Below are 24,736 nucleotides of genomic sequence, written 5' to 3'. Positions count from 1 at the left end.
ACGCCATCGACCATTCGAGCACGGGTCGCCGGTTGCGGCACGCCTGGCAACTCACCAGCCGCATCATGGGACTTCCCTGGCCACGGCCACTCCGCCGTCTCAGCCGCCGCGTCATCGGCTTTCCGGCGACACAGCGACTGCTACGGCGTCTCGCCGACATCCCCCATTCCCGTGGGCGTCCACCGGTACGGCAGGCGACAACGCCTGCCGTACCGTCAGGAGGCTCAGACCTCGAGCACCACAGGGATGATCATCGGTCGGCGGCGATAGGTGTCACTCACCCAGCGCCCCACCGTGCGGCGGACCACCCGGCGGATCTCCTGCATGTCGACCACGCCGTCCGCGGCCTTGTCCTGGAGTGCCCGTTCGATCTGCGGGATGATTCCCTCGAACTGCGCGGGGTCGATGCCGGAACCACGCGCATGGATCTCGGGCCCAGCGGTGAGCTTGCCCGTGTTCGAGTCGACCACGATGACCACGGAGATGAACCCCTCGTCGCCGAGGATTCTGCGGTCCTTCAACGAGGTGTCGGTGATCTCGCCCACCGACGAGCCGTCGACGTAGACATACCCGGCGTGCACCGCACCGACGATCTTCGCCCGGCCGTCGACCAGGTCCACCACGACGCCGTCCTCGGCGATCACGATGTGGTCTTCGGGCACACCGGTGAGGGCGGCCAGCTTGGCGTGCGCGCGCAGGTGCCGCCACTCGCCGTGCACGGGCATGAAGTTCGAGGGACGTGTCAGGTTCAGGACGTACAGGAGTTCGCCCGCGGCCGCGTGGCCGGAGACGTGCACCTTGGCGTTGCCCTTGTGCACGACGCGGGCCCCCCACCTGGTCAGCCCGTTGATCACCTTGTTGACCGCGGTCTCGTTCCCCGGCACCAGCGACGAGGCCAGCAGCACGGTGTCGCCTGCCGCGATGCGGATCGGGTGATCGCGGTTGGCCATCCTGGACAGCGCCGCCATCGGTTCGCCCTGGGAGCCGGTGCAGATCAGCACCACCTCTTCGGGGGGCCATTCCTCGATGTCGCGCGAGTCGACGATGAGCTCGGGCGGCACCTTGAGATATCCCAGGTCGCGGGCCACGCCCATGTTGCGCACCATCGACCGTCCGACCAGGGCCACCTTGCGACCGTGCTTGGCGGCGCCGTCTATGACCTGCTGGATGCGGTGCACGTGCGAAGCGAAGCTGGCCACGATGACCCGCTGCTCGGAGGTGCGGATCACCTCGTCGATGACCGGCCCGATCTCCCGCTCGCTGGTGACGAACCCCGGCACCTCGGCGTTGGTCGAGTCGGACATCAGCAGGTCGACACCCTCGGTGCCGAGCCTGGCGAAGCCGCCGAGATCGGTGAGCCGGCCGTCGCTCGGCAACTGGTCCATCCGGAAGTCGCCGGTGTGCAGGACTATGCCCGCCGGCGTCCTGATGGCCACGGCCAGCGCGTCGGGGATCGAGTGGTTGACTGCGAGGAACTCGCAGTCAAAGGGTCCAAATCTGTGCCGTTCGCCCTCGATGACCTCGAGTTTGGTCGGCTGGATCCGGTGCTCGGTGAGCTTGGCCTCGATCAGGGCAAGAGTGAGCCTGGATCCGATGAGCGGAATATCGCGCCGCTCGCGCAGCAGATACGGGACTGCCCCGATATGGTCTTCGTGCGCGTGCGTCAGCACCACGGCTTCGACGTCGTCGAGCCGATCCCTGATGTATTCGAAGTCGGGCAGGATAAGGTCGACACCCGGCTGGTCGGGCTCGGGGAACAGCACCCCGCAATCGACGACCAGCAGGCGGCCCTCGTATTCGAAGACGGCCATGTTCCGGCCGATCTCCCCCAACCCGCCAAGTGCGACGATGCGCAGGCCGCCGTCAGGCAGCGTCGGCGGAGGGCCAAGCTCAGGATGCGGATGGCTCATACCTGGCCCCCACGGTCAGATCGTGTTCTCAAAACTCCCGGTTCCTCCCCATTCCTATGCGTCTGTCAACTTCACCCCGCCGGCTACCAGGCAAGCACGCAGCTCGGCGATTTGCTTCTCTGTCGCGTCCACGAGCGGCAGCCGTACCGGTCCTACCGGCACGCCCACCATGCTCAGTGCCGCCTTGGCCATGATCGCGCCACCCGCGCGCAGCATGATCCCGTCTACCACGGGAGCCACCTGGCCGTGTACGTCCAGCGCCTGGGCGACGTCGCCGGCCTTGTGCAGGTGGATCATGCGCGCCAACTCGGCGCCCACCACATGTCCGACGACGCTCACGAACCCGGCCGCGCCGAGGGAGAGCCAGGCCATATTGAGCAGATCGTCACCGGAGTAGAAGACGAGATCCGTCGCCGCCATCACCTGACTGCCTGCGAACAGGTCGCCCTTGGCGTCCTTCACGGCCACGATGCGCTCGTGCTGCGCGAGGCGAATCAGCGTCTCGGTCTTGATCGGTACGCCGCTACGTCCTGGGATATCGTAGAGCATCACAGGCAGGCCGGTCGCGTCGGCGACAGCGGTGAAGTGCTGATACAGCCCCTCTTGCGGAGGCTTGTTGTAGTAGGGCGTCACCACCAGCAGCCCGTGGGCGCCGGCACGCACCGCCTGCTTCGCCAGCTCGACGCTGTGGCGGGTGTCGTTGGTGCCCGCCCCCGCCACCACGGTCGCGCGATCACCGACCGCCTCGAGGACGGCGCTGACGATACGCAGCTTTTCCTCGTCCGAGGTGGTGGGCGACTCACCGGTCGTCCCGTTGACGATCAAGCCGTCATTGCGCTGCTCGTCCACCAGATAGGCGGCAAGACGTCGCACAGCCACATAATCGACCTCGCCGTCGGAGTTGAACGGCGTGACCATCGCGGTCAGCATACGGCCGAAGGGTGCGTCGGTGGTTCCAGTTGGCGATGCCATAGTGCGAACGCTACCTGGATTCAGAAATCCATTGGACGCCGCCACCCCGCTTTGCCTGCCTGGAGCCGCTTTTTGCCCCCTTTCGCCGGTATCTCGGCGCCGTCCCTTACTTGATCGGCCTCGAGTTGCAGGGAAGCTTGACGTGTCCAAGGCGATCAATTTCGTCGACGCCACCGCCCCACACGTGCGTCCCGCGCCGGAGCCCGCCCGCACCCAGATACCCGGAGACGCCCGCGCCCAGACAGCCGAAGAAACCCCACACCCAGACACCTGCACCCAGACAACCTGGACGCTCGCGCTCAAACGCCCGAGGACGCCCACACTCGGTGATACAGCCGCCGCGCCCTATACAAGCGCTGCAGCCGCTGCACCTGCCGAGTCCCGGAGAACGTCTCCACCGCCGGAGGCGACGACCTCGAAGTGCAGCCACCCGCCGAACCGACGCCGCCTCCCGCCGAGCGACCACACCTCCAGCGGCCCGAACAGTCCAGCTGTCTGCGATCAGGACAGTCCCAGCACCACCGGTCAACGGCCCAGCCGACCAGGGCGACGAGGCGACAGGGCCGCCACCGATCTAGCCATCAACCCAGAAGTCGGACATTGGAAGAGGTCGCCGATATGTGCTCGGGGGTACACACATCGACGACCTCTATCGGAGAATCGGCACCCCTTACATCGGCGTTACAGGGTTTCTCCGATAATTTTCCACCGTCGCAAAGTTGGGGCTCCAGCAGTCATCGATGACGGTCGGTTACCTGCCGAATACGGCAACATGGGGCAACGCCTCACACGAACCCCCAGGGATGGACTAGTGGCCACCTCAGATCCGGTCTACCTGCGTGTCGTCGAAGACATCCGGCGACAGATCACCGACGGCACCCTTCCGCCCGGCGCGCCCATCCCCTCACGGGCGCAGCTGACCCGTAAATACCAGGTCGGCGAGACCGCCGCGCGGCACGCGCTACGCGTGCTCGCGGGTGAAGGTCTCATCATCGGCCGCGTGGGCTCGGGCCATTACGTCAGGGAACGCCCCGACCTAACACCGCTCTACCGGTGGAGATTTCTCGACCATCCGGCCCCGTTCGCGGCCGACCTACAGTCTCAGGGCAGACGCGTGACGTGGGACTGGCACAGCGAACCGACCGAAGCGAGCCCCGACATCGCCAGACGGCTGCGTATCACCGAGTCGGCCACGCTGACCAAGACGCACTACGTCTTTCGCGGTGACGGCAGGCCGCTGCAGCTTGCCACGTCCTATGAGCCGCTGGAGTTCGCCGCCCATTCGGAGGAGGAACGACGGAGCCTGGTCGCGAGGATGTACGCACACGGCATAAAGATCACCGAAATCGTCGAGAGCGTACACACCCGCGTGCCGCGCCCGGCGGAGAGCGACGCCCTCGATCTGGCGGCAGGCGTTCATGTGCTGCACGTCGAACGCACCCACTGGGCGGGCGACCGTCCCGTGGAGACAAGCGACATCGTCATACCAGGCGACCGCTTCCGGATCACGTACAGCATGCCCGTCTAGGGACGGGCTCCGGGCGAGCACGCCTCCTCGCCCGGAGCCTCCAACCTGACCGACCCGCACTCCCGGTGACTGTGCCCCTTCGGTCCGAATCACAGACCGAGCAGCACCAAATGATCACGTTGTCGGCCCCGAGATTCCGGACATGGTCCTCGTCCTCGGACGTCGCCGTGGCCAGGATCTCGGCCTGTCCGACCGGCAACGGCACCACCACGCCGCCGATGCCCCCGCTCGCGCCGATGACCAGGACCTTTCTCCCAATTCGAGCCCTCCCGCCTCCGCCATCGCGAGCCCGATCATGCCCGTACTCGGCAGCGCAGGCAGCCCGTGGTTCGTGGCGAAGATGCAGGCCTCGCTCTCGAACATGGTCGCCGAGCACCTGCAATCGCTCCCTGGTGTCGACGCTGGTCGGAGGGATGTGCATGCAGGCGATCACGCGGTGGCTGGAGAACGGGCGGCCGCTGACACCGTACGGGCTGGCTACGTGGACGGGACGGCCGGCCTCTGCTGTGATCACCGAGGCGAGCCACCCGCTCCGGTGAATCCCTGCGACATTTCGCGCATGCGATGCCTAAAGGAATGCCCTCGGCTCCACCCTGAACGTGCAGGTCAGAGATTGTCGGTGCGCGTTGATACAACGGTTGCGGAGGTTGCCGATGCGAGTCAAAGACCTGTCCAAAAGCGACCGGCCGCGCGAACGGCTCATGGCCAGCGGGGCCGCCGCGCTGGCCGATTGGGAGTTGCTGGCCGTGCTGCTCGGCTCGGGATTTCGTGGATCGAGCGCCCTCGACCTGGCCGCCCAGGTGATCGAGCATTGTGGAGATCTCGATGCGCTCAGCCGTTCCGACCCGCATCGGTTACTGGCCGTCCCCGGTGTCGGCCCAGCAAAGGCCGCACGGGTGACCGCAGCCTTTCATCTCGTACGCCGGGCCGATGCGTGGCCCGAGCGCGAACGGATCACCAGCACGTCCGAGTTGGCAGAGTCGCTGGCTCCGCTCCTGCGCGGCCGCAGGCACGAGCGCCTGGTCATGGTGACGTGCGACACCCGCGGCCGGGTGCTGAAACGTTCGGTGCTGACCGAAGGGGGCACCGACCATACGGCCATGCCGATCCGGGAGGTGATCAGGGAAGTGCTCACCGCGGGTGGGACCGTGTTCGGTCTTGCCCACAATCATCCGGGCGGGTCCCTCGAACCGAGCCCGGCCGACCTGGAGGCCACGGCCCAACTAGTCGAGGTCGCTGAAACGGTCGGACTGCGGTTCCTGGACCACCTGATCATCACAGAAGGGGCCTGGCGCCGGATCCCCACATAAACCAATTCCGCCTCGGACCATAAACCCGGCGAACACCAAAGGGAATCTTCCCCTGCATAGCGCCGAACAGCAGTTTTCCAAGGGACGACCATGAGAATCTAATGACGCGGATAGGCCGTTACGGACGTCAGCCGGCCTCTGCTCGTCGTGACGTGGTCCCGTGCCTCCTGGAGGGCACGGGACCACGTCCGCGAGTCCGTACCGATCCCAGGCGAAGCCCTTCGCTCACACCGAATCTGGGCAGGAGCTTCGCCTGGGATCACCCGACCGGCGCACTTGGCCGCTGCCGGAGTGGTCGGGGTCCTGGCCGCTATCGACGCCGATGCCCGCCACCGGGCGATCTTGACAGACCCACGCATGCCCGCGACCCGGAGGTCGCAGCCGCGCCGGTCGCGGGATCCGGCGGCACCGGCAGGGTTCCGCATGGCGATATCGCGCACCATCGTCCTCAGCGTCACAAACGATCAGCCGAACACCGAAGTACGTGGCCGCAGCGCCACGTTGCAGGTGACCGAGCGAGCGGCGGGCCGCTTTGTGCGCGGGGCAACGGGGTCACGCGCAGAGAACGCCCGCAAGCCTGATGCGGAGTTGAGGCTTGCGAGGGTGGAGGGGCCCAGCAGGTGCTGTGCACTGGGATGGCACCTGCTGGGGGACGACAGGCATGGCCCAAATGCCTGTTCGGCAGAACGGGCTCGGTAAGGATGCTGCCGAGACCCGTGAATCATGGCTTCGTGAGCACCTGTGATCCCTCAGTCACGGAAGCCATGTGGCCCGGCTCATTGGCGGCAGGAAATGAGCCGGGAGTCATTGCGAGAAACACGATGAGATCCAAGGGCCGTCGCGGGTCGCGAAGGGGTCGGCCCCCGAATCGACCGGGAGGTGGGTGCCGCTCTACAAGATGACGGAGAGCGGGCAAGGCATGGTGGCCGTGTGTGGCCTTTTGGTGATCTTGAATCCGCACTTGATGGCAGAGCACTGTTGGCCGGGCTCGTATGGTGAGCTACCTGGCCGAGGTGTCCGGTCTCTGCCGGTGCCGTGTTGCTCGTAGCGGGGTGGTGTCGGCTATCGGCGGTGCGTGGAGATCAGCGCCCGCCGAGATCGACGTGATGGTGCTGGTGGTTGTGGACAATGTCATCAGGTGGGAGGTCGGGCCCGTTGGGGTTTGGCTCTCATGTCGCGACCCTTCCGGGGCAGACGCAGGTGCCGGCTAATCGGGGTGGGCACAGAGGGGTTGGAGGACCTTTTCGCCCCCGTCGACCAGGAGGAGCCAGAGAGCTCTTACTTCGGAGTCGGGTCTGGTGGTGAATTCTTCGGTCGTTACCTGACCGTTTTCTCGGGTTATCTTGCGAATGAACGTGATGCCACCCGCCTGGCACAATTCGTAGACCACTGGCCTGCATTCGCAGGTGTAGTCTCGGACTCGTACCCGACCTCGCGGTATTTCGGGTGCCCACTTGATGACGATGGGTTCTTTTCCCGTCATTGATACGTGGCGACCGTGGTGGTCGCCGTCCTGCCACTCCATTGATAGTCAGGGGCGCGGCGCCGTGCAGGCCCGATTCCCCTTCCCCCTTTCAGGTTGAAGTAGCTGTCCCATCCGCGCGGGATCGCGGCTCCATGACGGGTCCGGCTTCACCGTCGTGAGCACGACGGTGCTGCAAGGTCCGCTTTGGCGCTACGGCCGGGGGCATGCTCGCGCCCTAGCCGGGTGTTTCGATGCTTTGCTCAGCAGGCCGTGTCTCCACGAGAGACCAGAGTCGACACCGGGCGTTCCGACGCCTATCCGGCCGGGACTTGGACTCACAGGCCCGGACCAGCTTCCACGAGGCAACATGCGGCAACCATACGTCTGGTCGTCTTCTCTTGTCCATAGATAAAGAGCGCTCTGTCTAAATGGACAGATCGATATGAGACCTCTTGTACCGCTTGGCCTATGTTGCCTATGTGCTCGACTACGACGGGGACACCCACATCTACATCCAGATCGCCGACATCCTTCGGCGGCGAATCTCCGAGCTCTCGTCCGGACACCCCGTGCCGAGCGAGGCTGACATCCAGCAGGAGTTCGGAGTCGCCAGGACCACAGCCAGACGGGCGATCCACGTCCTGCGGGAGGAAGGGCTCGTCTACACCGTTCAAGGAGAAGGAGCTTTCGTCGGTCCGCCCGAACAAGCGCCGCGTATGAAGCGAAAAGTCCCGCTCTACCAGCAAATCGCCACAGACATCGCCGATCAGATCAAGACAGGAAAGTTCCCTCCGCGACGCCCAATACCTGGTGAAACGGCACTCGTGAAGCAGTACGACGTCGCGCGCGAAACGGTGCGGCGAGCCATGGCACTTCTGCGGGAGCAAGGGTGGGTCTATACCGTTGCCCAGCGCGGCAGCTACGTCTCTCCAAAAGAGTCGTGGCCCCAGGCCTGACTTTGCTCAACTGCTTGTATCGAGACGTCTAAGATATGAGCATGCTCGACCGTGATGGGCCTGTCCCGCTCTACGTGCAAGTCGCCGAAATGATTCAGGAGCGGATCATCAGTGGAGAGTTGCGGACCGGCGAACCGGTGCCAAGCGAGGCGGCCATGGAGGCGGAGTTCGACATCGCCCGGACCACCGCGCGAAACGTGGCGCGAGAGCTTCGCAAGCGGCAACTGGTCCATACCGTTCAAGGCGAGGGTACATTTGTCGGGCCGCTCGGTGTGCCACGTATTAAGCGGACGAGGGCCGTCTATATGATCATCGCGAACGACATCATCGCTCGCATCAGACGCGGCGAACTCCGGCCGAACCGGGCGCTGCCCAGCGAGATGACATTGATGCGGCAATACGGTGTTGCCAAGGTCACCGCGCGGCAGGCCGTTGCATATGTACGGGCTCAGAAGTGGGTCTTCACGGTGCCACACCGCGGCACCTATGTGTCGGATGCAAAGGACTGGCCCAACGAATGATTGACAATGAGGAACCCCAGGCAGACCACGCTCTGGTCCAGCATACGTATCGAGTGACCCGGCTGAACAACTCGAGTGGGTTTCGTCTATAATCCGGGCGTGCTAGATCGCGAAGGGCCCGTGCCTATCTACAAGCAGGTCGCCGAGCTGGTCCGCGATAAGATCGAACGCGGTGAGCTCAAAGCGGGTGATCCCGTGCCCAGTGAGGCCGCGCTGGAAAAGGACCACGAAATCGCCCGGACGACCGCCAGGCGGGTGGCGCGCGAGCTGCGGGAGCAAGGGCTCGTGTACACGATTCAGGGCGAAGGCACGTTCGTCGGCCAGCCCGGCACTCCGCGCTCGCCCAGGAAGACGCCGCTCTATCAGAAGATCGCGGAAGAGGTCGCCGGGCGCATCCAACGCGGTGAGATCTCGCCGAACCGGGCTATTCCCGGTGAAAAAGTTATGATGCGGAAATACGGTGTCGCCAAGGTGACGGCACGCCAGGCCGTCGCGCACCTCAGGGAACAAGGATGGGTCTTCACCGTCCCATATCGGGGCACATATGTGACCACTCCTGAGAAATGGCCCATAAACCAGGGTTCTTAATCACCCTCCCTTTGTTGGACCCTGTTGTATACCCTTGAGGCGTGCTGAATCGCGAGGGTGACACCTACCTCTATCTCCAGATCAGCGAGGTCATCAGGTCGCGCATAATCGCTGAACTCTCCCCCGGAGATCTGGTGATCAGCGAGGCGGGGATCCAGCGAGAGTTCCAGGTGGCTCGCACCACCGCGCGCCGGGCGATTCGGGTGTTGCGAAACCAGGGGCTGGTCCACACGCGTCAAGGAGAGGGAACGTTCGTGAGCTCTCCCGATGAGATGGGACAACCTCAGACGCCGCTCTATCGGCATATCGCCGAGGAGATCAGGCAGCGGATCAAGGCCGGCGAGCTGGCCGCATCCCGCCCGATTCCGAGCGAGGTCATGCTGGTGCGGCAATACGGCGCCGCCCGCGAGACCGTACGCCGGGCCGTGGGGCTGCTGCGGGAGCAGGGATGGGTCTTCAGCCTTCCCCATCGCGGAAGCTACGTTTCGCCCGAGGAACGGTGGCCCGATTGACCGGCGATGCGAAACCACAGGCAGACCACAGGCGAGGAGTCCGTCACCGCATAGCCCTGGTCCGACCAGTAGCGGCGATGCGTTTCCCGCCAATCCTCCACCGACTGGAAACCCTCGCCTTCGGCCTGGGCGAACTCCCAGGTGACCTCGGCGAAAGGCGTCAACTCCACTCTGGTCATCTCGATTTCCGCCGCTCGCCCGCCGGTGTCGTCCACGAGGATCAGCCGCTCGCCGACCTTCTCCACCTCTTCACCCTCCGCCTCGTAGTCGAGGGGCAGGAGTCCTGCCGTGGCTGTTTTCCGGCCCGACAGGGTCAGGTCGGTGAGCCACGTACGGAGTTCGCCCGGGCTGCCTAGCTCCAGGACTCTGAGTCCGTCGATGCGGGGCCACATGGTGACAGGTTAGAAGACCGGGATGATGTCCTCCGGGTCGATGAAGTCCACCGGCACGCCTTCCAGGTCCAGTTCGGGAATGGCGGGGAAGGCTATGCCCCAGCGTTCGACTATCGCGCGGATCCTGGCCATGGCCACGCGCCAGTTCTCCGCCTGCTCCTCGTACGACAGGACGCCCAGTCCCGCCTGCCTGGCATGGTCCATGAGGACGCGGTGGTTGGGCAGGAAGTACGGCGGGAGTTCCCAGAAGCCTTCCGGGGGTTCCCAGAGGATCATGCTGAGGAAGACGAAGCCCGCTCTGAGCTGGCGGGTGATGAGAGTACGCGTCTCGTCCGTCAGGCCGGGCCATTCGTTCTCGAGAATGGTCATGCAGATTTGGAGGTGACGTGACTCGTCCCTGCCTATGCGCTGGAACATCTCGCTGAAGACCGGATGCCGCGTGCCCGAGGCCATGCCTCTGAAGAGGGTGGAGGCGGCCATCTCACCCATCATGAAGCTGGTGAACAGCACCGGGAGCGAATATTTGCCCACGGCGCTGGTGTAGCCGTTCCAGTAGCGGCCGCCGTTGTGGTAGAGCCAGCCGATGTTGTTGTGAGCGGCCGATTCGAGGTCGTCGGACGGGGTCCAGTTGAGCGGGCCGCCCGGCCAGAGTTTGGCTATGGTGCGCTGGCAACATTCCTCGTGGTTCATCTCGTCACGGGTGATCGAGAAGAAGCACTTCCTGACCGGATCCTCTTCGTGCTTTTCGAAGGCCTGGATGGTGGCACGCGCGAACACCGCCGGCCCCGAAGCGTCGAAGTTGGCCAGGACCGCGAACCAGTACATGATGCCCAGGCGCTGCTCCCTGGTGAAGTCCTCCGGTACGAGGCCGTCCCAGGAGAGATCGGCCGGGTTCCAGACCACGCGCTTGGACTTTTCGTAGATGGCGGCGAGTTTCTCGGTCTCTACTCGCCACTCCATGGGATAGATGTTGGGTTGCGGGATCTCCGGCGCCGGCCAGAAGCCCCCCTCTGGGATCGTGAGGTCCGCCATTTGTGACACCTCCTCCCCTATCCTGCGTTGCGGCGTCACGGCTTTCAAGTACGGGCGCGCTGAGTGATGGCCACGCAGGCCAGTACGGCCAGGGCGGCGGCCAATGTCGCCGGGCCGAATCGTTCGCCCATCAGGAGCCAGGCCCACAGGAGGGTCAGGAGGGGTTGGGTGAGCTGGGTCTGGCCTGCTCTGGCTATGCCGCCCTTGGCGAGGCCCGCGTACCAGGGGATGAAGCCGACGAACATGGAGATCGCGGCTACGTAGGCGAAGCCGGTTATGGCTTGGGGGGTTGGGGTCATGGGAGTGGTCAGGGCCAGAACTGCTGTTATGGGGGCCGTCAGGGGGAGGGAGAGGACCAAGGCGTGGGAGATCACTTGCCAGCCTGGGGTTTGCCTGGACAGGCGGCCGCCCTCCGTGTAGCCGATTCCCGCCGACAGCAGGGCGCCTATGAGGAGTAGGTCGGGCCAGGTCGGTGTTCCCTGGTGTTGGGTGAGGGTGAAGGTGGTGATGGCCAGGGCGCCGGCCGTACAGGCTGTCCAGAAGAGGGGGCGGGGGTGCTCGCCTGCTCTTAAGACGGCGCAGGCGGCGGTGGCCGCCGGGAGCAAGGCTATGACCACTGCGGCGTGGGCCGTGCCGGCGCCTAGGTCCAGGGCCAGGCCGCTGAAGACCGGGAAGCCGAAGACCACGCCTAGGGAGATCAGGGCGTACGAGGGCCACTGGTGTTTTGGGGGGAGGAGAGGGCGCTTGGCGGCTTTGAGGCAGGTGGCGGCTATTGCCGCTGCTAGGGCGGCTCGGCCTATGGCGACCAGCCACGGGTTGAAGCCTTGCATGGCGTAGACGGTGGCCGGGAAGGAGCCGGAGAAGGCCAGGACGCCCAGGAAGGCCAGGGTTGTGCCTTGGCGGGCGTTCGAGGGGTGGGCGCCGTTGATATGCGCCGAGCCGGACCGTTCAACGTCTCGCCGACGCGCGGGTTCTGCGGTCTGCCCAGCGGCTCGCCCGTGCGGCGAGCGGTCAGGGCGAGTGGTCTGCTCGGCGTCTTGCTGATGTGAGGACCGGTGGGCGACCGGCGGGAGCGCTACTTGATCGGAGGGAGTAGCGCTATTCTGGTCTTTCATGGATAACGATAGCAGTATTGCTCAGATCGCCGCGATCCTGCGCGAAGAGGCCGACCGGCTCGGGCCGGGGGCGCGGTTGCCGTCCAGTAGGGAGATCATGCGGCGGCACAACGTCAGCCCCGTGACCGTGTCCAGGGCCATTGGGCAGCTGGCTGCCGAGGGGCGAGTCGTCACGAAGCCCGGTAGTGGGGCGTTTGTGGCGCATCGGGTGTCCAGGGCGAAGGATGCGGCGGATGTGTCCTGGCAGACCGTCGCGCTCGGGGATCGGGTGGTCGATGACGGGCCCGTCGCGGCGTTGCTCGGAGCGGCGTCCGACGGGGTGGTGCCGTTGACCGGGGGCTATTTGCGGCCCGGGTTGCGGCCTGACAAGCAGTTGGCGGCTGCCGCGGCGCGGGCCGTACGGAGGGCTGATGCTTGGGCCATGCCGCCCCTGACGGGGCTCGTCGAGCTGCGGAGGTGGTTCGCGACGCAGGTCGGGGGTGATGTGACCGCAGCGGACGCGTTGATCGTGAGCGGGGGGCAGGCGGCGCTCACGCATGCGTTCAGGGCCCTGGCGGCGCCCGGCACGCCGGTGCTGGTCGAGACGCCCACCTACGCGGGAGCGCTGGCGGCGGCCAAGGCGGCGGGGCTGCGGGCCACCGCCGTACCCATGGACAGGGACGGTGTACGGCCCGAACTGCTGGCCGAGGCGTTCGCCGTCACCGGGGCGCGGGTCTTCTTCTGCCAGCCCACCCTGCACAATCCGACCGGAGCGACCCTGCCGGTCGAACGCCGGGAGCAGGTGTTGCAGGTGGCCAGGGCGGCGGGGGCGTTCGTGGTGGAGGATGACTTCGCCCGTTATCTGACCGAGCAGGCGCCTCCGTCGCTGGCGTCCTTGGACCAGTACGGCACCGTGGTTCATGTGGGTTCGTTGACGAAGATCCTCTCGCCCAGCATGCGGGTGGCGGCCGTGATCGCCAGGGGGCCCGCCGCTCACCGGCTGCGGGCGGGTCAGCTCGTGGAGTCGTTCTTCGTGGCGCGGCCGTTGCAGGAGACGGCGCTGGAGTTCGTCGGCTCACCGGCCTGGCGGCGGCATCTGACGGCCGTACACGGCGAGATCAGGACCCGGCGCGACGCGCTCGCGGCCGCTCTGGCCGCGCGCGTGCCGGCGGCGGAGGTGCATCTGGTGCCCATCGGCGGGATGCATCTGTGGGTGCGGCTGCCTGCCGAGATCGATGAGAACGCGCTGGTGGAGGCCGCCAGGCGTAATGGTGTGCTGGTGAGTCCCGGCCGGATGTACTACCCGTCGGAGCCGCCCGGGCCGCGGCTTCGGGTGACGCATATGGCCGCCGCCCATCTGACGGAACTGGCGGAAGGGGTGCGGCGGCTCGCCCAGGCAATGGCTGACATCCGCACCACCAGCTGACCGTCCTGGCAGAGATGGTGGTGTTCCATGGTGGTATGCGGCAACCGTACCAAGACACGCTCTTACCGGGCGAGGAAGCGGGGTTCGCGTCGTCTCCAAGGGTCAAACACCGATACGGTGTAACTCGTGCCTCATGGCATGAACTGCAGGCGAAGGAGCGGGCCGAGATGGCAGACGTAGGCGTCCGGGCGGCCCGGCGCGAGGATGTGCTCCAGGTTGCGAACACTCAGATCCGCGCCTGGCGCTACGGCTATCGGGATTTCCTCCCCGAAGGCCCACTCGAGCAGATGACAGGCGCGGCGGCCGAGAAAATGTGGCTGCGTCAGTGGGACGAGGCGATCGTCGCCCCGCCCACTCCCATGCACCGGGTGCTGGTGGCGGTGGAGACCATCCTCGACACCGAGGGGTTTCCCGCCCTGGGCGCGGGCGGCAGCGCCGCGCTGACCACCCCCCGCGGCGGCGAGCGCGTGGTCGGCCTGGCCTCCCATGCCCCCGCCGAGGATCCCGACCTGGACCCCAGCGTGGTGGCCGAGATGCTGACGTTGCTGGTCGACCCGGATTTCGTCAGAAGGGGCCACGGCAGCCGCCTGCTCAACGCCACCGTCGACCACCTGCGAGATGATGGCTTCCGGCAGATCGTCACCTGGGTCTTCGCCGACAACCACGCGGTGCTCGGCTTCCTGGAATCGGCCGGTTGGGGCGAGGACATGGCCGAACGCGTACTCGACATGGGCCGTCCGATCCGGATGGTCAGGCTCACCACGGACATCAGCTAGAGGTTTCGACAGATATGGCAACCCCCGGCCAGTGGATCGCCGGCGCCCGCCCACGCACCCTGCCCAACGCCATCGTGCCCGTCATGGTGGGCACCGGCGTGGCGATCGGCGAAGGCGGCTTTGTTTGGTGGCGCGCGATCCTGGCGCTGTTCGTGGCGCTTTCGCTGCAGATCGGCGTCAACTACGCCAACGACTACAGTGACGGCATCCGCGGCACCGACGACCAGCGGGTCGGCCCGATGCGGCTGGTGGGCTCGCGGGCCGCCACCCCGCGGCAGGTGCTGATCGCCGCGCTGGGCTGTTTCGCGCTCGCGGCGGTGCTGGGGCTGATCCTGGTCATCGTCACGCGGGCGTGGTGGGTCCTGCTGGTCGGCGCCGCGGCGATCGCCGCGGCCTGGTTCTACACGGGCGGCAAGCATCCGTACGGCTACCGCGGGCTGGGCGAGCTGGCCGTGTTCGTGTTCTTCGGAGTCGTTCCCGTCGTCGGGACGGCCTACGTGCAGACGGAGTCGCTCAGCTGGCCCGCGTTGTTCGCGTCGATTCCGGTGGGGTTGCTCTCGTGCTCGATGCTCGTGGTCAACAACCTGCGTGACGTCGGGACGGACGGCCAGGCCGGGAAGCGTACGCTGGCCGTCGTGCTGGGGGCCGAGCGCACCCGTACGCTCTATGTGGCCTGCCAGGTCGTGCCGTTCGTGGTGGCGCTGGGGATGGTCCCGGTGACGCCGTGGGCCGCGCTCGTGCTGCTCGCCGCACCGCTGGCGATCGCCCCGATCAGGACGGTGCTGGGCAAGGCGGTCGGCCCGGCCCTGATCGCGGTGCTGCAGCAGACGGGCAAGCTGCAGCTGGCGTACGGCCTGCTGTTCGCCGTGGGGCTGGCGATCATCTTTTAAACTTGGTCGGGTGAAGGACTTCATCGCCGGGCTCCCCAAGTGCGAGCTGCACCTGCACATCGAGGGCACGCTGGAGCCCAAGCTCAAGTTCGAGCTGGCCAGGCGCAACGGCCTGGAGCTGCCGTACTCCTCCGTGGCGGAGATGCGGGCCGCCTACACCTTCGACAGCCTGCCGTCCTTCCTGACGATCTACTACGAGGGCATGCGGGTGCTGCTCACCGAGCCCGACTTCTACGACCTGGCCATGGCCTACCTGCGCAAGGCCGCAGAGCAGAACGTTCGCTATGCGGAGATCTTCTTCGATCCGCAGGCGCACACGTCGCGCGGCGTGCCGTTCGACGTGGTGATCCGGGGGTTGCGGCGGGCGCTGATGGACGCGGAGGCGCAGCTGGGCGTGCGGGCGCAGCTCATCATGTGCTTCCTGCGCGACTTCCAGGCCGAATACGCGATGGCGACGTTGCTGGAGTCGCTGCCGTACAAGGAGTGGATCGCGGGCGTCGGGCTGGACTCCGACGAGAAGGGCAATCCGCCGGTCAAGTTCGCGGCGGTCTATGAGCGGGCCAGGCAGGAGGGTTACCTGCTGACCATGCACTGCGACGTGGACCAGGACGACGCGATCGAGCACATCCGCCAGGCCGTCGAGGACATCGGGGTCAACAGGATCGACCACGGCGTCAACCTCCTGGAGGACCAGCGGCTGGTGGAGGTGGTGCTGGCGCGGGGCATGGGGCTGACCTGTTGCCCGGTCTCCAACGGCTACGTCACGGCGTCGATGAAGGCCGAGGGCATCCGCAAGCTCATGGACCTGGGCGTGCGGGTGACGATCAACTCCGACGACCCCGCGTACTTCGCGGCGTACGTACGGGAAAATCTCGAAGCCCTCCACGAAGCGCTCAATCTCACCCGGGAGGAGCTGGCCCAGCTCGAACGCAACGCGTTCGAGATCACCTGGCTGCCCCGGCACGTAAAAGACGCCTACCTGGCCGAGGTGGACGCATATGTCGCAGAATCTCCCGCCGCGGGGCTGGCGTAAGAGCCCCTCGCCTGGGCAGTCGTTCCGGTCAAGTGACCTGCAGCGACCATCGCGAGGCAACCGTTGAACCGGCCAAGGGTCCCCACGGACATCGCGGAGTTCGAGCGGGCACTCGCTCAGAGCGTCACGATCGCCTCGCGGGCGATGCCCGACTCCCCCATGGTCAGCATTGTCCTGTGCGCGGAAAGCGGTATCCGCACCGTGGCCTGTTCGCACGCGCGGGCCGAGCCGCTGGACGAGCTGCAGTCGGCCATCGGGGACGGCCCCGTCCTCGACGTGATCGACAGCGGCCGCCCGGTGACGGCGACGGATCTGGCCACCGACTCCCGCTGGCGCCGCTTCGCCGCGGAGTCGCCGGGGATCCTCAGCCTGCACTCCGAGCCGTTGGAGTCGGAGGGCAGCCTCCTCGGCGTGCTCACCCTCTATTCCGACCATGTCGGCGGGTTCACCGACGAGACCCGGGTCGCGGTGCGCGTGACCGCCGAGCACATCGGCGTGCTCTACCGTACGGCGCTCGACGCGGCGCGGATGCGCGAGATCGCGGCGCAGCTCAGGGAGGCGCTCACCACTCGCGCGATCATCGACCAGGCGCTCGGCATCGTCATGGCGCAGCGCCGGTGCACCTCCCACCAGGCCTTCGAGGTGCTCCGGCACGTCTCCCAGGACAAGAACGTCAAGTTGCACCAGGTCGCGGCCACGATCGTGGAGACGGTGAGCGGCGAGCCACCGCAACAGTCCCGCTTCGAGGAGCCACCGGCCAGCCACCCGAGATAGCCGACTCGCCGCAGGAACCGCCCAGGCCGGACGCCAGACGGCTGGCCACACCGCTCTAGGTTCGGGGCGACCAGATGAGCGTACGCACGCTCATGTGAATAGCCCTGGCAGACCACCTCCCACCCGTGGTGTGATCGCTACGTGATGCTCAGCAGCGATAGGCGCGCGATGTCAAGCCTTTCCCCCATAAACCGTGCTTTTGCGATGCTGGGCGTCGGGTTTGGACAGGTCTTGCTGCTGCACTCCTCGCTCAGCGCCCTCGGTCACGTCGAGGGCGGGGCCGGCACGGTGGTCTCCGCGCTACGAGATCTCCTCGGCGCGGACGGCACGCTGGTGGTCCCCACGGGCACGTCGGCCAACTCCGACACCTCCCCCATCTACCGCCGCGCAGTGGCCGGCATGTCCTCCGACGAGATCGCCCGGTACCGCTCCCGCATGCCCGCCTACGACCCGGCTTCGACCCCCTCCGACCTCATGGGCCAGATCGCCGAACGCGTACGTACCCTGCCCGGATCCCTGCGCAGCGCGCACCCTCAGACATCATTCGCCGCCATCGGAGCGCACTCGGCGAAGATCATCGACGAACATGCCCGCGACTGCCTTCTCGGCGAGCGCTCGCCGCTGGCCAGGCTCTACGACGCCGGAGCGCACGTCCTGCTGCTCGGTGTGGGGTACGACAAGTGCACCGCCTTCCACCTGGCCGAATACCGCTACTGCCAGGACCCGCCGCGCCGCAGCTATCGAGCCGTGGTGGACGATGGGGAAGGGCGCGCCTGGTGTGAATTCGTGGACGTGAAGGTGAACGACAGCGACTTCATGCTCCTGGGCGCCGACTTCGAACGGACCGGGGCCGTGCGGCTCGGCCGGGTCGGTGAAGCCGAAGCCCGCCTGTTCTCGCTGGTCGACGCCGTCGACTTCGCCGTCGCCTGGTTCGCCGCCCACCGCCTCCCCCAGAAGGGCTAGCGGCGCATCACCACCCGTGGCGCGATCTCGATGCCCAGCTCGCGCTCGTGCTCCACCAGCGCCCGCAACTCCGGCCCCCACTCGGCCTCCGGCATCACGCGAAAGCCGTGCCGTACGTACCACGGCGCGTTCCAGGCCACGTCCCGGTACGTCGTCAGCGTCACCGCGGGCGCACCGGCGGCCCGGGCGTGCTCGATCACCGCTGTCACCAGCCGTCCGCCGATGCCCTGTCGCATGCTCTCGGGGTGTACGGCGAGTTGTTCGAGATGCAGGTTGCCGTCCACCCACCCGACCAGCGCGAACCCTGCCGGAGGCGCCCCTTCGACGAGCACGGCCCCGGGGTCGTCCACCTCTTCGATCATGGTGGTGCCGGGCGGAAATACTATCCCTACCTGCTCGAAGAGCCGATCAGCGGCCAATTCAATGGATACCAGCCCGGAAAGCTCACCGGCCTCAGCCCATCGCACCATGCCGACACGATCTCATGTTTCGGGCGGAACTCGCGGCTCGTATTAGTGTTGATGATCGTAGGCCCGGCTGTGCGGAGCCGGGACCCTCTCCTCACGACGTGCCCACGACCGGCCCGGTGGTGGGCACGTCGTGTGCGGCCAAACGCGGCCCCCAACGGCCAACCCCCCGCACAGGCGCAGCCGGTCAGAGGTCGAGCAGCGGCTCGAGGCCCACCGTGAGGCCCGGGAGCTCGCGCACCCTGCGCACCCCGAGCAACACCCCCGGCGTGAACGCCGCCCTGCTCATCGTGTCGTGCCTGATCGTGAGGATCTCGCCGTCGCCCCCCAGCAACACCTCCTGGTGGGCGATCAGCCCGGACAATCGCACCGCATGCACATGCACCCCGCCGACGTCCGCTCCGCGGGCCCCGTCCAGCGCCGTGCTGGTCGCGTCCGGCATCTGGCCGAGCCCCGCCTTGCCCCGAGCCTCGGCCACCAGCTCCGCAGTGCGCCGAGCCGTGCCCGAAGGAGCGTCGGCCTTGTTGGGGTGGTGCAGCTCGACGATCTCGACGGACTCGAAGTGCCGGGCGGCCTGCTGCGCGAAGTGCATCATGAGCACGGCGGCGATGCCGAAGTTGGGCGCGATCAGGCAGTTGGTGCCGGGCGAGCCCGCCAGCCACCCGCGCACGGTCTCCAGCCGCCCCTCATCGAACCCGGTCGTGCCCACCACCGGATGCACGCCGTGCCCGATCGCCCATCGCAGGTTGTCCATGACCACGTCGGGATGGGTGAAGTCGACCACCACCTCGGCGCCTGCGAGCCCTTCGATGGAGTCGTCCTTGTCGAGCGCGGCCACCAGCTCCATGTCGGTGGCCGCCTCGACGGCCTTGCAAACCTCGATGCCCACGCGGCCGCGGGCGCCCAGCACACCTACCCTGATCACAGCGCCACCCTATCGGACGGCGTCGGTGAAGTCCTTGTCGCCGTACGGGCCGATCACGGCGAGCGTGAGCGGCCGGTTGAGCACGTCCCTGGCCACCTCGGAGATCTCGTCGGGAGTGACGGCCTCGATGCGCGACAGCACCTCGTCCACCGACATCAGCTCGTCGTAGACCAACTCGTTCTTGCCGATGCGCGACATGCGCGAGCCGGTGTCCTCCAGCCCGAGCACCAGCCCGCCGCGCATCTGCCCCTTGCCGCGCATGATCTCATCCGCGCTCAGGCCCTCGGTCACCACCCTGGACACCTCGTCCCGGCAGATCTTGAGCACGTCGTCGATCTTCGACGGCAGGCAGCCCACGTAGATGCCGAACTGCCCGGTGTCGGCGTAGGCCGAGGTGTAGCTGTAGGCGGAGTAGGCCAGGCCGCGTTTCTCCCTGATCTCCTGGAAGAGCCGCGACGACATGCCACCACCCAGCGCGGCGTTGAGCACGCCCAGCGCGAACCTGCGGTCGTCCGTACGGGCCATCCCGGTCGTGCCTAGCACCAGGTTGGCCTGCTCGGTCGGCCGGTCGAGCACCCGCACGCCTGAGCGCGTGGCTGCGCCGGGGCCGCTGGTGCGCGGCGGCGCGAACTCGGCGGGCCCGCTCAGCGCGCCCGCCCGCTCGTAGGCCCTGGTGACCAGCTCGACGACCTCTTCGTGCCGTACGTTGCCCGCCACGGACACGACCGTGCGCCGGGGCCGGTAGTAGCGGTGGTAGTACTCGGCGATCCGCTCCTGCCCCAGAGCGTTGATCGACTCGACCGTACCCAGGATGGGACGGCCGATCGGCGAGTCACCGTAGAGCGCGGCGGCGAACTGCTCGTGCACCACGTCCGAGGGATCGTCGTCGTGCATGGCGATCTCTTCGAGGATCACGCCGCGCTCGGACTCCACGTCCTCGTCGGTCACCAGCGAGCTGGTCACCACGTCGGCGAGCACGTCCACCGCGACCGGCAAGTCCTCGTCCAGCACACGGGCGTAGTAGCAGGTGTACTCCTTGGCGGTGAAGGCGTTGATCTCACCGCCGATGCCCTCGATGGAGGCGGAGATCTCCATGGCGTCGCGGGTGGGGGTGCCCTTGAACAGCAGGTGTTCGAGGAAGTGGGTGGCCCCCATGTGCTCGGGGGCCTCGTCACGCGAGCCGATGCCGACCCACATGCCGACCGCGACACTTCGCACGGTCGGCATGGTCTCGGTCACCACGCGCAGCCCACCCGGGAGGACGGTGCGCCTCACGACCCCGGCTCCGTCCCTGCCGGGATGCAGCGTGGTGGTCGTCACGGGGCCTCCCGCGTCGACCCCGTTACGCCGGTCTCCGTCACGAGACCTCCTTCGCGACCAAAGTCATCCATCTAACGGTGGTAACGGTCACGAGTTCCGGTCGTCCCCCTCGGTGCGGGTGCTGCGCACGCGCGTACGGGTGCGGCGGGGCCGCTCGGCCCTGTCCTCGGCGGCCGGCGCGGCGCCCTCGGGCTCGGGGGCCTCGGAGCCACCCTCGTCGGGTTTCGCCTCCTTCTCCGCGGCCTCCTTCTCGATGACCTCGACCGGCACCAGGGAGAGCTTGCCCCGGCCGTCGATCTCGGCGATCTCGACCTGGATCTTCTCGCCGACGCTCATCACGTCTTCGACGTTCTCGATGCGCTTGCCGCCGTGCAGCTTGCGGATCTGGGAGACGTGCAGCAGGCCGTCCTTGCCCGGCATGAGCGAGATGAACGCCCCGAAGGCCGCGATCTTGACGACCGTGCCCAGGTAGCGCTCGCCGACCTCCGGCATGTGCGGGTTGGCGATGCCGTTGATCGCCGAACGGGCCGCCTCGGCGGACGGGCCGTCGGTGGCGCCGATGTAGATCGTGCCGTCGTCCTCGATGGTGATCTCGGCGCCCGTGTCGTCCTGGATCTGGTTGATCATCTTGCCCTTCGGGCCGATGACCTCGCCGATCTTGTCGACAGGGACCTTGATGGTGATGATGCGCGGCGCGGTCGGGTTCATCTCCGCCGGGGAGGCGATCGCCTCCTGCATCACGTCGAGGATCGCCAGGCGGGCGCCCTTGGCCTGCTTGAGCGCGCCAGCCAGCACGGAGGCCGGGATGCCGTCGAGCTTGGTGTCGAGCTGCAGCGCGGTGATGACGTCTTTGGTGCCGGCGACCTTGAAGTCCATGTCGCCCATGGCGTCCTCGGCGCCGAGGATGTCGGTCAGCGTGACGAAGGCGTCACCCTCGCCGATCAGGCCCATCGCGATGCCCGCGACCATCTCCTTGAGCGGCACACCGGCGTCCAGCAGTGCCATCGTGGACGCGCAGACCGAGCCCATCGAGGTCGAGCCGTTGGAGCCGAGCGCCTCGGAGACCTGGCGGATCGCGTACGGGAACTCCTCGCGCGCCGGCAGGACCGGGATCAGCGCCCGCTCGGCCAGCGCGCCGTGACCGATCTCGCGGCGCTTGGGCGAGCCCACCCGGCCGGTCTCGCCGGTGGAGTAGGGCGGGAAGTTGTAGTTGTGCATGTAGCGCTTGGTGCGGTCGGGGTTGAGCGTGTCGATGACCTGCTCCATGCGCAACATGTTGAGCGTGGTGATGCCCATGATCTGGGTCTCGCCGCGCTCGAACAACGCCGAGCCGTGCACCCGGGGCACCACGTGGACCTCGGCCGACAGGGCGCGGATGTCCTTGGTGCCGCGGCCGTCGATGCGGATGCCCTCGTTGATGACCCGCTCGCGCATGAGCTTCTTCATCACCGAGCGGAACGCGGCGGAGATCTCCTTCTCCCGCCCCTCGAACTCGGGCAGCAGCTTCTCCCCGGCCAGCGCCTTGACCTTGTCGAGCTCGGTCTCGCGCTCCTGCTTGCCGGCGATGGTCAGCGCGGCGGCCAGCTCGGTCTTGATCGCGCTCTCGACCGCGGCGTAGACGTCCTCCTGGTAGTCGAGGAAGACGGCGTACTCGGCGGTCTCCTTGGCCGCGACCTGCGCGATGCGCGCCTGCGCCTCGCACAGCACCTTGATGAACGGCTTCGCCGCCTCCAGGCCCTGCGCGACGGTCTCCTCGGTCGGCGCGACGGCGCCCTCGGCGACCAGCTTGAGCGTGTCCCTGGTGGACTCGGCCTCGACCATCATGATCGCGATGTCGCCGTCCTCGAGGACGCGACCGGCGACGACCATGTCGAACGTGGCCCGCTCCAGCTCGTGGTGCGTCGGGAAGGCCACCCACTGGCCGTCGATCAGCGCGACGCGCACGCCGCCGATCGGGCCGGAGAACGGCAACCCGGCGAGCTGGGTGGACAGGGACGCGGCGTTGATGGCCACCACGTCGTAGAGGTGGTCGGGGTTGAGCGCCATGATGGTGGCGACGACCTGGATCTCGTTACGCAGGCCCTTGACGAACGACGGGCGCAGCGGCCGGTCGATCAGGCGGCAGGTGAGGACCGCGTCCTCGGACGGACGGCCCTCACGGCGGAAGAACGAGCCGGGGATGCGGCCCGCGGCGTACATGCGCTCTTCCACGTCCACCGTCAGCGGGAAGAAGTCCAAGTTCTCCTTGGGCGACTTGGACGCGGTGGTCGCAGAGAGCACCATCGTGTCGTTGTCGAGGTAGGCGACGGCGGAACCCGCCGCCTGGCGCGCGAGCCGACCGGTCTCGAACCGGATCGTACGCGTGCCGAATGCACCGTTGTCTATCACGGCTTCAGCAGTGTGGACACCCTCCACGGGGGACCTCCTTGTGGTCGGTCTCCCGCGCCCATTTTCACCGGCACCCTCGTTAGGTGCAGCGCCGGTCTTCGATCGAAGCGCCCGGTCACATTTCGCTGTCGTTCCTACCGGAAGCCACTACCGAGGACCGGCCCGCAGGCGTCGCGGGTCGCATGGTGCTGAGCGGACGCGGGGGCTGTGTGTCTCGGATATTCAGTTGTACGTCAGGCTCGGAGCCGTTTCACGTCGCCACGCGCCTGACTCTGTGGGCTCTACCCGGGCGGCGCCGGCCATATGAGCCAGATGAGAAGGGAGCGACGCGGACGCCGCTCCCTTTCATGTTATCGGCGCAGGCCGAGCCGCTCGATGAGCGAACGGTAACGCTGGATGTCGACCTTCTGCAGGTACTTCAGCAGGCGGCGCCGGCGACCGACGAGCAGAAGCAGGCCACGACGGCTGTGGTGGTCGTGCTTGTGCGTCTTCAGGTGCTCGGTGAGCTCGCTGATGCGCTTGCTGAGCAGCGCGATCTGCACCTCGGGCGACCCGGTGTCGCCTTCGACCGTCGCGTACTCGCTGATGATGGTCTTCTTGGCAGCGGTGTCGAGGGACACGGCTCTCCTTCAATCTACGGGCACGCGCGAATGAGATGATGGGTGCGAACGACCGTGCGTGCCTACAGTCGCCGCGTGAAGGCCGTCATGGGCAGCGCGCGGCGCCGCCGTTACAGAGCCGACATGCAAGGTTACCACCTAGGGTGGAGTGGTCCTGTCTCATCGCGCCAGGCTCACGAGGCGGGACGATGATCGCTCACCCCTGCCACGTCTTCGAGAGGGCATGCCATGCGGATCGGGATCCTGCTGTTCGAGGACGTCGAGGAGCTCGACGCGGTGGGACCATGGGAGGTGTTCGGCATGTGGGAGCGGCTCTGGCCCGGCGAGATCGAGCTGCTCTCCCTGGCGCCCGCGCCCGGCCCCGTCAGGGCCGCCAAGGGGCTGACGTTCCACGCCGACCACGGCCTCGCCGACGCGGGCCGCCTCGACGTCCTGCTCCACCCCGGCGGGCAGGGCACCCGACCGCTGGTCACGGACGAGCAACACCTGGAGTGGGTACGCGACCAGCGCGCCCAGGTGCCGTTGATGACGAGCGTGTGCACGGGAGCTCTGGTGTACGCGGCCGCCGGACTGCTGAAGAACCGCCCGGCCACCACGCATTGGGGCGCGATCGACCGGCTGGGCGAACTGGACCCGACGATCGAGATCCGCAAGGACGCCAGGTTCGTGGACGACGGCGACATGGTGACGTCGGCGGGGGTGTCAGCGGGCATCGACATGGCCCTCCACCTGGTGGCCCGCCTGTCGACAACGGAACGGGCGCGCGAGATCCGCCGCTTCATGCAGTACGACCCTGAGCCGCCGGTCTGACGCCGCCAAGTGCCGATACCACCCAGCCGGTCAAGCGGGCGCGCCGTTGCGGCGGCGCGCCACT

General features: G+C 67.1%; 23 protein-coding genes and 1 pseudogene. 14 read left to right on the top strand and 10 right to left on the bottom strand.

Translation table 11 applies throughout. The annotated features are described in order from the left end of the window. Positions 1–224: 224 nt before the first annotated feature. Together ACFLIM_RS03855 and dapA are read right to left on the bottom strand one after the other, a co-directional pair. The gene (locus ACFLIM_RS03855) at positions 225–1,910 is read right to left on the bottom strand and encodes a ribonuclease J (RefSeq protein ID WP_393161930.1); all 1,686 of its coding nucleotides are present in this window, start codon (positions 1,908–1,910) and stop codon (positions 225–227) included. Between the two features lie 54 nt (positions 1,911–1,964). After that, positions 1,965–2,840, bottom strand: coding sequence for a 4-hydroxy-tetrahydrodipicolinate synthase (gene dapA, locus ACFLIM_RS03850; protein WP_393161928.1), 876 nt, complete (start codon positions 2,838–2,840; stop codon positions 1,965–1,967). 853 nt (positions 2,841–3,693) lie between these two features. Here dapA and ACFLIM_RS03845 point away from each other — a divergent pair. From ACFLIM_RS03845 to ACFLIM_RS03820, 6 genes are all read left to right on the top strand, one after another. After that, positions 3,694–4,410: a GntR family transcriptional regulator gene (locus ACFLIM_RS03845; protein WP_393161927.1), complete on the top strand. Its 717-nt coding sequence runs from the start codon at positions 3,694–3,696 to the stop codon at positions 4,408–4,410. Between the two features lie 653 nt (positions 4,411–5,063). Next, complete coding sequence (locus ACFLIM_RS03840; RefSeq protein ID WP_393161925.1) at positions 5,064–5,720, top strand: JAB domain-containing protein; 657 nt, start codon at positions 5,064–5,066, stop codon at positions 5,718–5,720. A gap of 1,944 nt (positions 5,721–7,664) precedes the next feature. Continuing rightward, positions 7,665–8,141 (top strand): GntR family transcriptional regulator, encoded by a 477-nt coding sequence (locus ACFLIM_RS03835; protein WP_393161923.1) that lies wholly within the window; start codon positions 7,665–7,667, stop codon positions 8,139–8,141. A 41-nt stretch (positions 8,142–8,182) separates the two neighbouring features. Further along, positions 8,183–8,662: a GntR family transcriptional regulator gene (locus tag ACFLIM_RS03830; protein WP_393161921.1), complete on the top strand. Its 480-nt coding sequence runs from the start codon at positions 8,183–8,185 to the stop codon at positions 8,660–8,662. Positions 8,663–8,782: 120 nt separating this feature from the next. Then, a complete protein-coding gene (locus tag ACFLIM_RS03825; RefSeq protein WP_393161919.1) occupies positions 8,783–9,250 on the top strand; it encodes a GntR family transcriptional regulator in 468 nt (155 codons plus the stop codon). Between the two features lie 41 nt (positions 9,251–9,291). After that, entirely contained in the window at positions 9,292–9,762 is a 471-nt protein-coding gene (locus tag ACFLIM_RS03820) for a GntR family transcriptional regulator (RefSeq protein WP_393161917.1), read from the top strand. Here the strand turns inward: ACFLIM_RS03820 and ACFLIM_RS03815 are convergent. From ACFLIM_RS03815 to ACFLIM_RS03805, 3 genes are read right to left on the bottom strand one after another with little or no spacing between them, the layout of a single operon-like run. Further along, on the bottom strand, positions 9,729–10,154 hold the full coding sequence (locus ACFLIM_RS03815; RefSeq protein WP_393161915.1) for an ASCH domain-containing protein: 426 nt from the start codon (positions 10,152–10,154) through the stop codon (positions 9,729–9,731). The two genes, ACFLIM_RS03820 and ACFLIM_RS03815, sit on opposite strands and share 34 nt — an antisense overlap. Before the next feature lie 9 nt (positions 10,155–10,163). Continuing rightward, positions 10,164–11,186 (bottom strand): hypothetical protein, encoded by a 1,023-nt coding sequence (locus ACFLIM_RS03810; protein WP_393161913.1) that lies wholly within the window; start codon positions 11,184–11,186, stop codon positions 10,164–10,166. Positions 11,187–11,230: 44 nt separating this feature from the next. Continuing rightward, positions 11,231–12,115, bottom strand: coding sequence for a DMT family transporter (locus ACFLIM_RS03805; RefSeq protein ID WP_393162510.1), 885 nt, complete (start codon positions 12,113–12,115; stop codon positions 11,231–11,233). A gap of 184 nt (positions 12,116–12,299) precedes the next feature. Here ACFLIM_RS03805 and ACFLIM_RS03800 point away from each other — a divergent pair, with 184 nt between their 5' ends. The 7 genes and pseudogenes from ACFLIM_RS03800 to ACFLIM_RS03770 all read left to right on the top strand — a co-directional run bounded on the left by ACFLIM_RS03800 (position 12,300) and on the right by ACFLIM_RS03770 (position 18,142). Then, a complete protein-coding gene (locus tag ACFLIM_RS03800; protein WP_393161911.1) occupies positions 12,300–13,706 on the top strand; it encodes an aminotransferase-like domain-containing protein in 1,407 nt (468 codons plus the stop codon). A gap of 15 nt (positions 13,707–13,721) precedes the next feature. Further along, positions 13,722–13,829: pseudogene (locus tag ACFLIM_RS03795) on the top strand (CGNR zinc finger domain-containing protein); the annotation flags it as partial. Between the two features lie 44 nt (positions 13,830–13,873). Next, entirely contained in the window at positions 13,874–14,482 is a 609-nt protein-coding gene (locus ACFLIM_RS03790) for a GNAT family N-acetyltransferase (protein WP_393161909.1), read from the top strand. 14 nt (positions 14,483–14,496) lie between these two features. Then, on the top strand, positions 14,497–15,372 hold the full coding sequence (locus tag ACFLIM_RS03785) for a 1,4-dihydroxy-2-naphthoate polyprenyltransferase (protein WP_393161907.1): 876 nt from the start codon (positions 14,497–14,499) through the stop codon (positions 15,370–15,372). Positions 15,373–15,382: 10 nt separating this feature from the next. Next, positions 15,383–16,405 (top strand): adenosine deaminase, encoded by a 1,023-nt coding sequence (locus ACFLIM_RS03780; protein ID WP_393161905.1) that lies wholly within the window; start codon positions 15,383–15,385, stop codon positions 16,403–16,405. Positions 16,406–16,468: 63 nt separating this feature from the next. Beyond that, positions 16,469–17,179 (top strand): GAF and ANTAR domain-containing protein, encoded by a 711-nt coding sequence (locus ACFLIM_RS03775; protein WP_393161903.1) that lies wholly within the window; start codon positions 16,469–16,471, stop codon positions 17,177–17,179. A 231-nt stretch (positions 17,180–17,410) separates the two neighbouring features. Next, positions 17,411–18,142 carry an aminoglycoside N(3)-acetyltransferase gene (locus ACFLIM_RS03770; RefSeq protein ID WP_393161901.1) on the top strand — a complete coding sequence of 244 codons (732 nt, stop codon included), beginning with the start codon at positions 17,411–17,413 and terminating at the stop codon, positions 18,140–18,142. Here ACFLIM_RS03770 and ACFLIM_RS03765 read toward each other — a convergent pair. From ACFLIM_RS03765 to rpsO, 5 genes are all read right to left on the bottom strand, one after another. After that, a complete protein-coding gene (locus ACFLIM_RS03765; RefSeq protein ID WP_393161899.1) occupies positions 18,139–18,612 on the bottom strand; it encodes a GNAT family N-acetyltransferase in 474 nt (157 codons plus the stop codon). The genes ACFLIM_RS03770 and ACFLIM_RS03765 overlap by 4 nt on opposite strands. Before the next feature lie 184 nt (positions 18,613–18,796). Then, the gene (dapB, locus tag ACFLIM_RS03760; RefSeq protein WP_393161897.1) at positions 18,797–19,534 is read right to left on the bottom strand and encodes a 4-hydroxy-tetrahydrodipicolinate reductase; all 738 of its coding nucleotides are present in this window, start codon (positions 19,532–19,534) and stop codon (positions 18,797–18,799) included. Between the two features lie 9 nt (positions 19,535–19,543). Continuing rightward, on the bottom strand, positions 19,544–20,854 hold the full coding sequence (locus ACFLIM_RS03755; RefSeq protein ID WP_393161895.1) for a M16 family metallopeptidase: 1,311 nt from the start codon (positions 20,852–20,854) through the stop codon (positions 19,544–19,546). Positions 20,855–20,941: 87 nt separating this feature from the next. Then, entirely contained in the window at positions 20,942–23,269 is a 2,328-nt protein-coding gene (locus tag ACFLIM_RS03750; RefSeq protein WP_393161893.1) for a polyribonucleotide nucleotidyltransferase, read from the bottom strand. A gap of 323 nt (positions 23,270–23,592) precedes the next feature. Then, the gene (gene rpsO, locus ACFLIM_RS03745; RefSeq protein ID WP_360679882.1) at positions 23,593–23,862 is read right to left on the bottom strand and encodes a 30S ribosomal protein S15; all 270 of its coding nucleotides are present in this window, start codon (positions 23,860–23,862) and stop codon (positions 23,593–23,595) included. A 228-nt stretch (positions 23,863–24,090) separates the two neighbouring features. Between rpsO and ACFLIM_RS03740 the strand changes: the two genes are divergently transcribed. Further along, positions 24,091–24,672: a DJ-1/PfpI family protein gene (locus ACFLIM_RS03740; RefSeq protein WP_393161891.1), complete on the top strand. Its 582-nt coding sequence runs from the start codon at positions 24,091–24,093 to the stop codon at positions 24,670–24,672. Positions 24,673–24,736 lie beyond the last annotated feature (64 nt).

This window comes from Nonomuraea marmarensis, from assembly GCF_043197025.1.
In the GTDB taxonomy this organism is placed as follows: domain Bacteria; phylum Actinomycetota; class Actinomycetes; order Streptosporangiales; family Streptosporangiaceae; genus Nonomuraea; species Nonomuraea marmarensis.
Note: the sequence above shows the minus strand (reverse complement) of the source record. Positions and strands in the feature narration are given on the sequence as shown.

What these genes read in the sequence shown, in the direction of transcription:
- ACFLIM_RS03855 (WP_393161930.1), bottom strand. Translation starts at nt 1,910, where the DNA reads ATGAGCCATCCGCATCCTGAGCTTGGCCCTCCGCCGACGCTGCCTGAC.
- dapA (WP_393161928.1), bottom strand. Translation starts at nt 2,840, where the DNA reads ATGCTGACCGCGATGGTCACGCCGTTCAACTCCGACGGCGAGGTCGAT.
- ACFLIM_RS03840 (WP_393161925.1), top strand. Translation starts at nt 5,064, where the DNA reads ATGCGAGTCAAAGACCTGTCCAAAAGCGACCGGCCGCGCGAACGGCTC.
- ACFLIM_RS03830 (WP_393161921.1), top strand. Translation starts at nt 8,183, where the DNA reads ATGCTCGACCGTGATGGGCCTGTCCCGCTCTACGTGCAAGTCGCCGAA.
- ACFLIM_RS03815 (WP_393161915.1), bottom strand. Translation starts at nt 10,154, where the DNA reads ATGTGGCCCCGCATCGACGGACTCAGAGTCCTGGAGCTAGGCAGCCCG.
- ACFLIM_RS03810 (WP_393161913.1), bottom strand. Translation starts at nt 11,186, where the DNA reads ATGGCGGACCTCACGATCCCAGAGGGGGGCTTCTGGCCGGCGCCGGAG.
- ACFLIM_RS03800 (WP_393161911.1), top strand. Translation starts at nt 12,300, where the DNA reads ATGGATAACGATAGCAGTATTGCTCAGATCGCCGCGATCCTGCGCGAA.
- ACFLIM_RS03790 (WP_393161909.1), top strand. Translation starts at nt 13,874, where the DNA reads ATGGCAGACGTAGGCGTCCGGGCGGCCCGGCGCGAGGATGTGCTCCAG.
- ACFLIM_RS03785 (WP_393161907.1), top strand. Translation starts at nt 14,497, where the DNA reads ATGGCAACCCCCGGCCAGTGGATCGCCGGCGCCCGCCCACGCACCCTG.
- ACFLIM_RS03765 (WP_393161899.1), bottom strand. Translation starts at nt 18,612, where the DNA reads ATGGTGCGATGGGCTGAGGCCGGTGAGCTTTCCGGGCTGGTATCCATT.
- ACFLIM_RS03740 (WP_393161891.1), top strand. Translation starts at nt 24,091, where the DNA reads ATGCGGATCGGGATCCTGCTGTTCGAGGACGTCGAGGAGCTCGACGCG.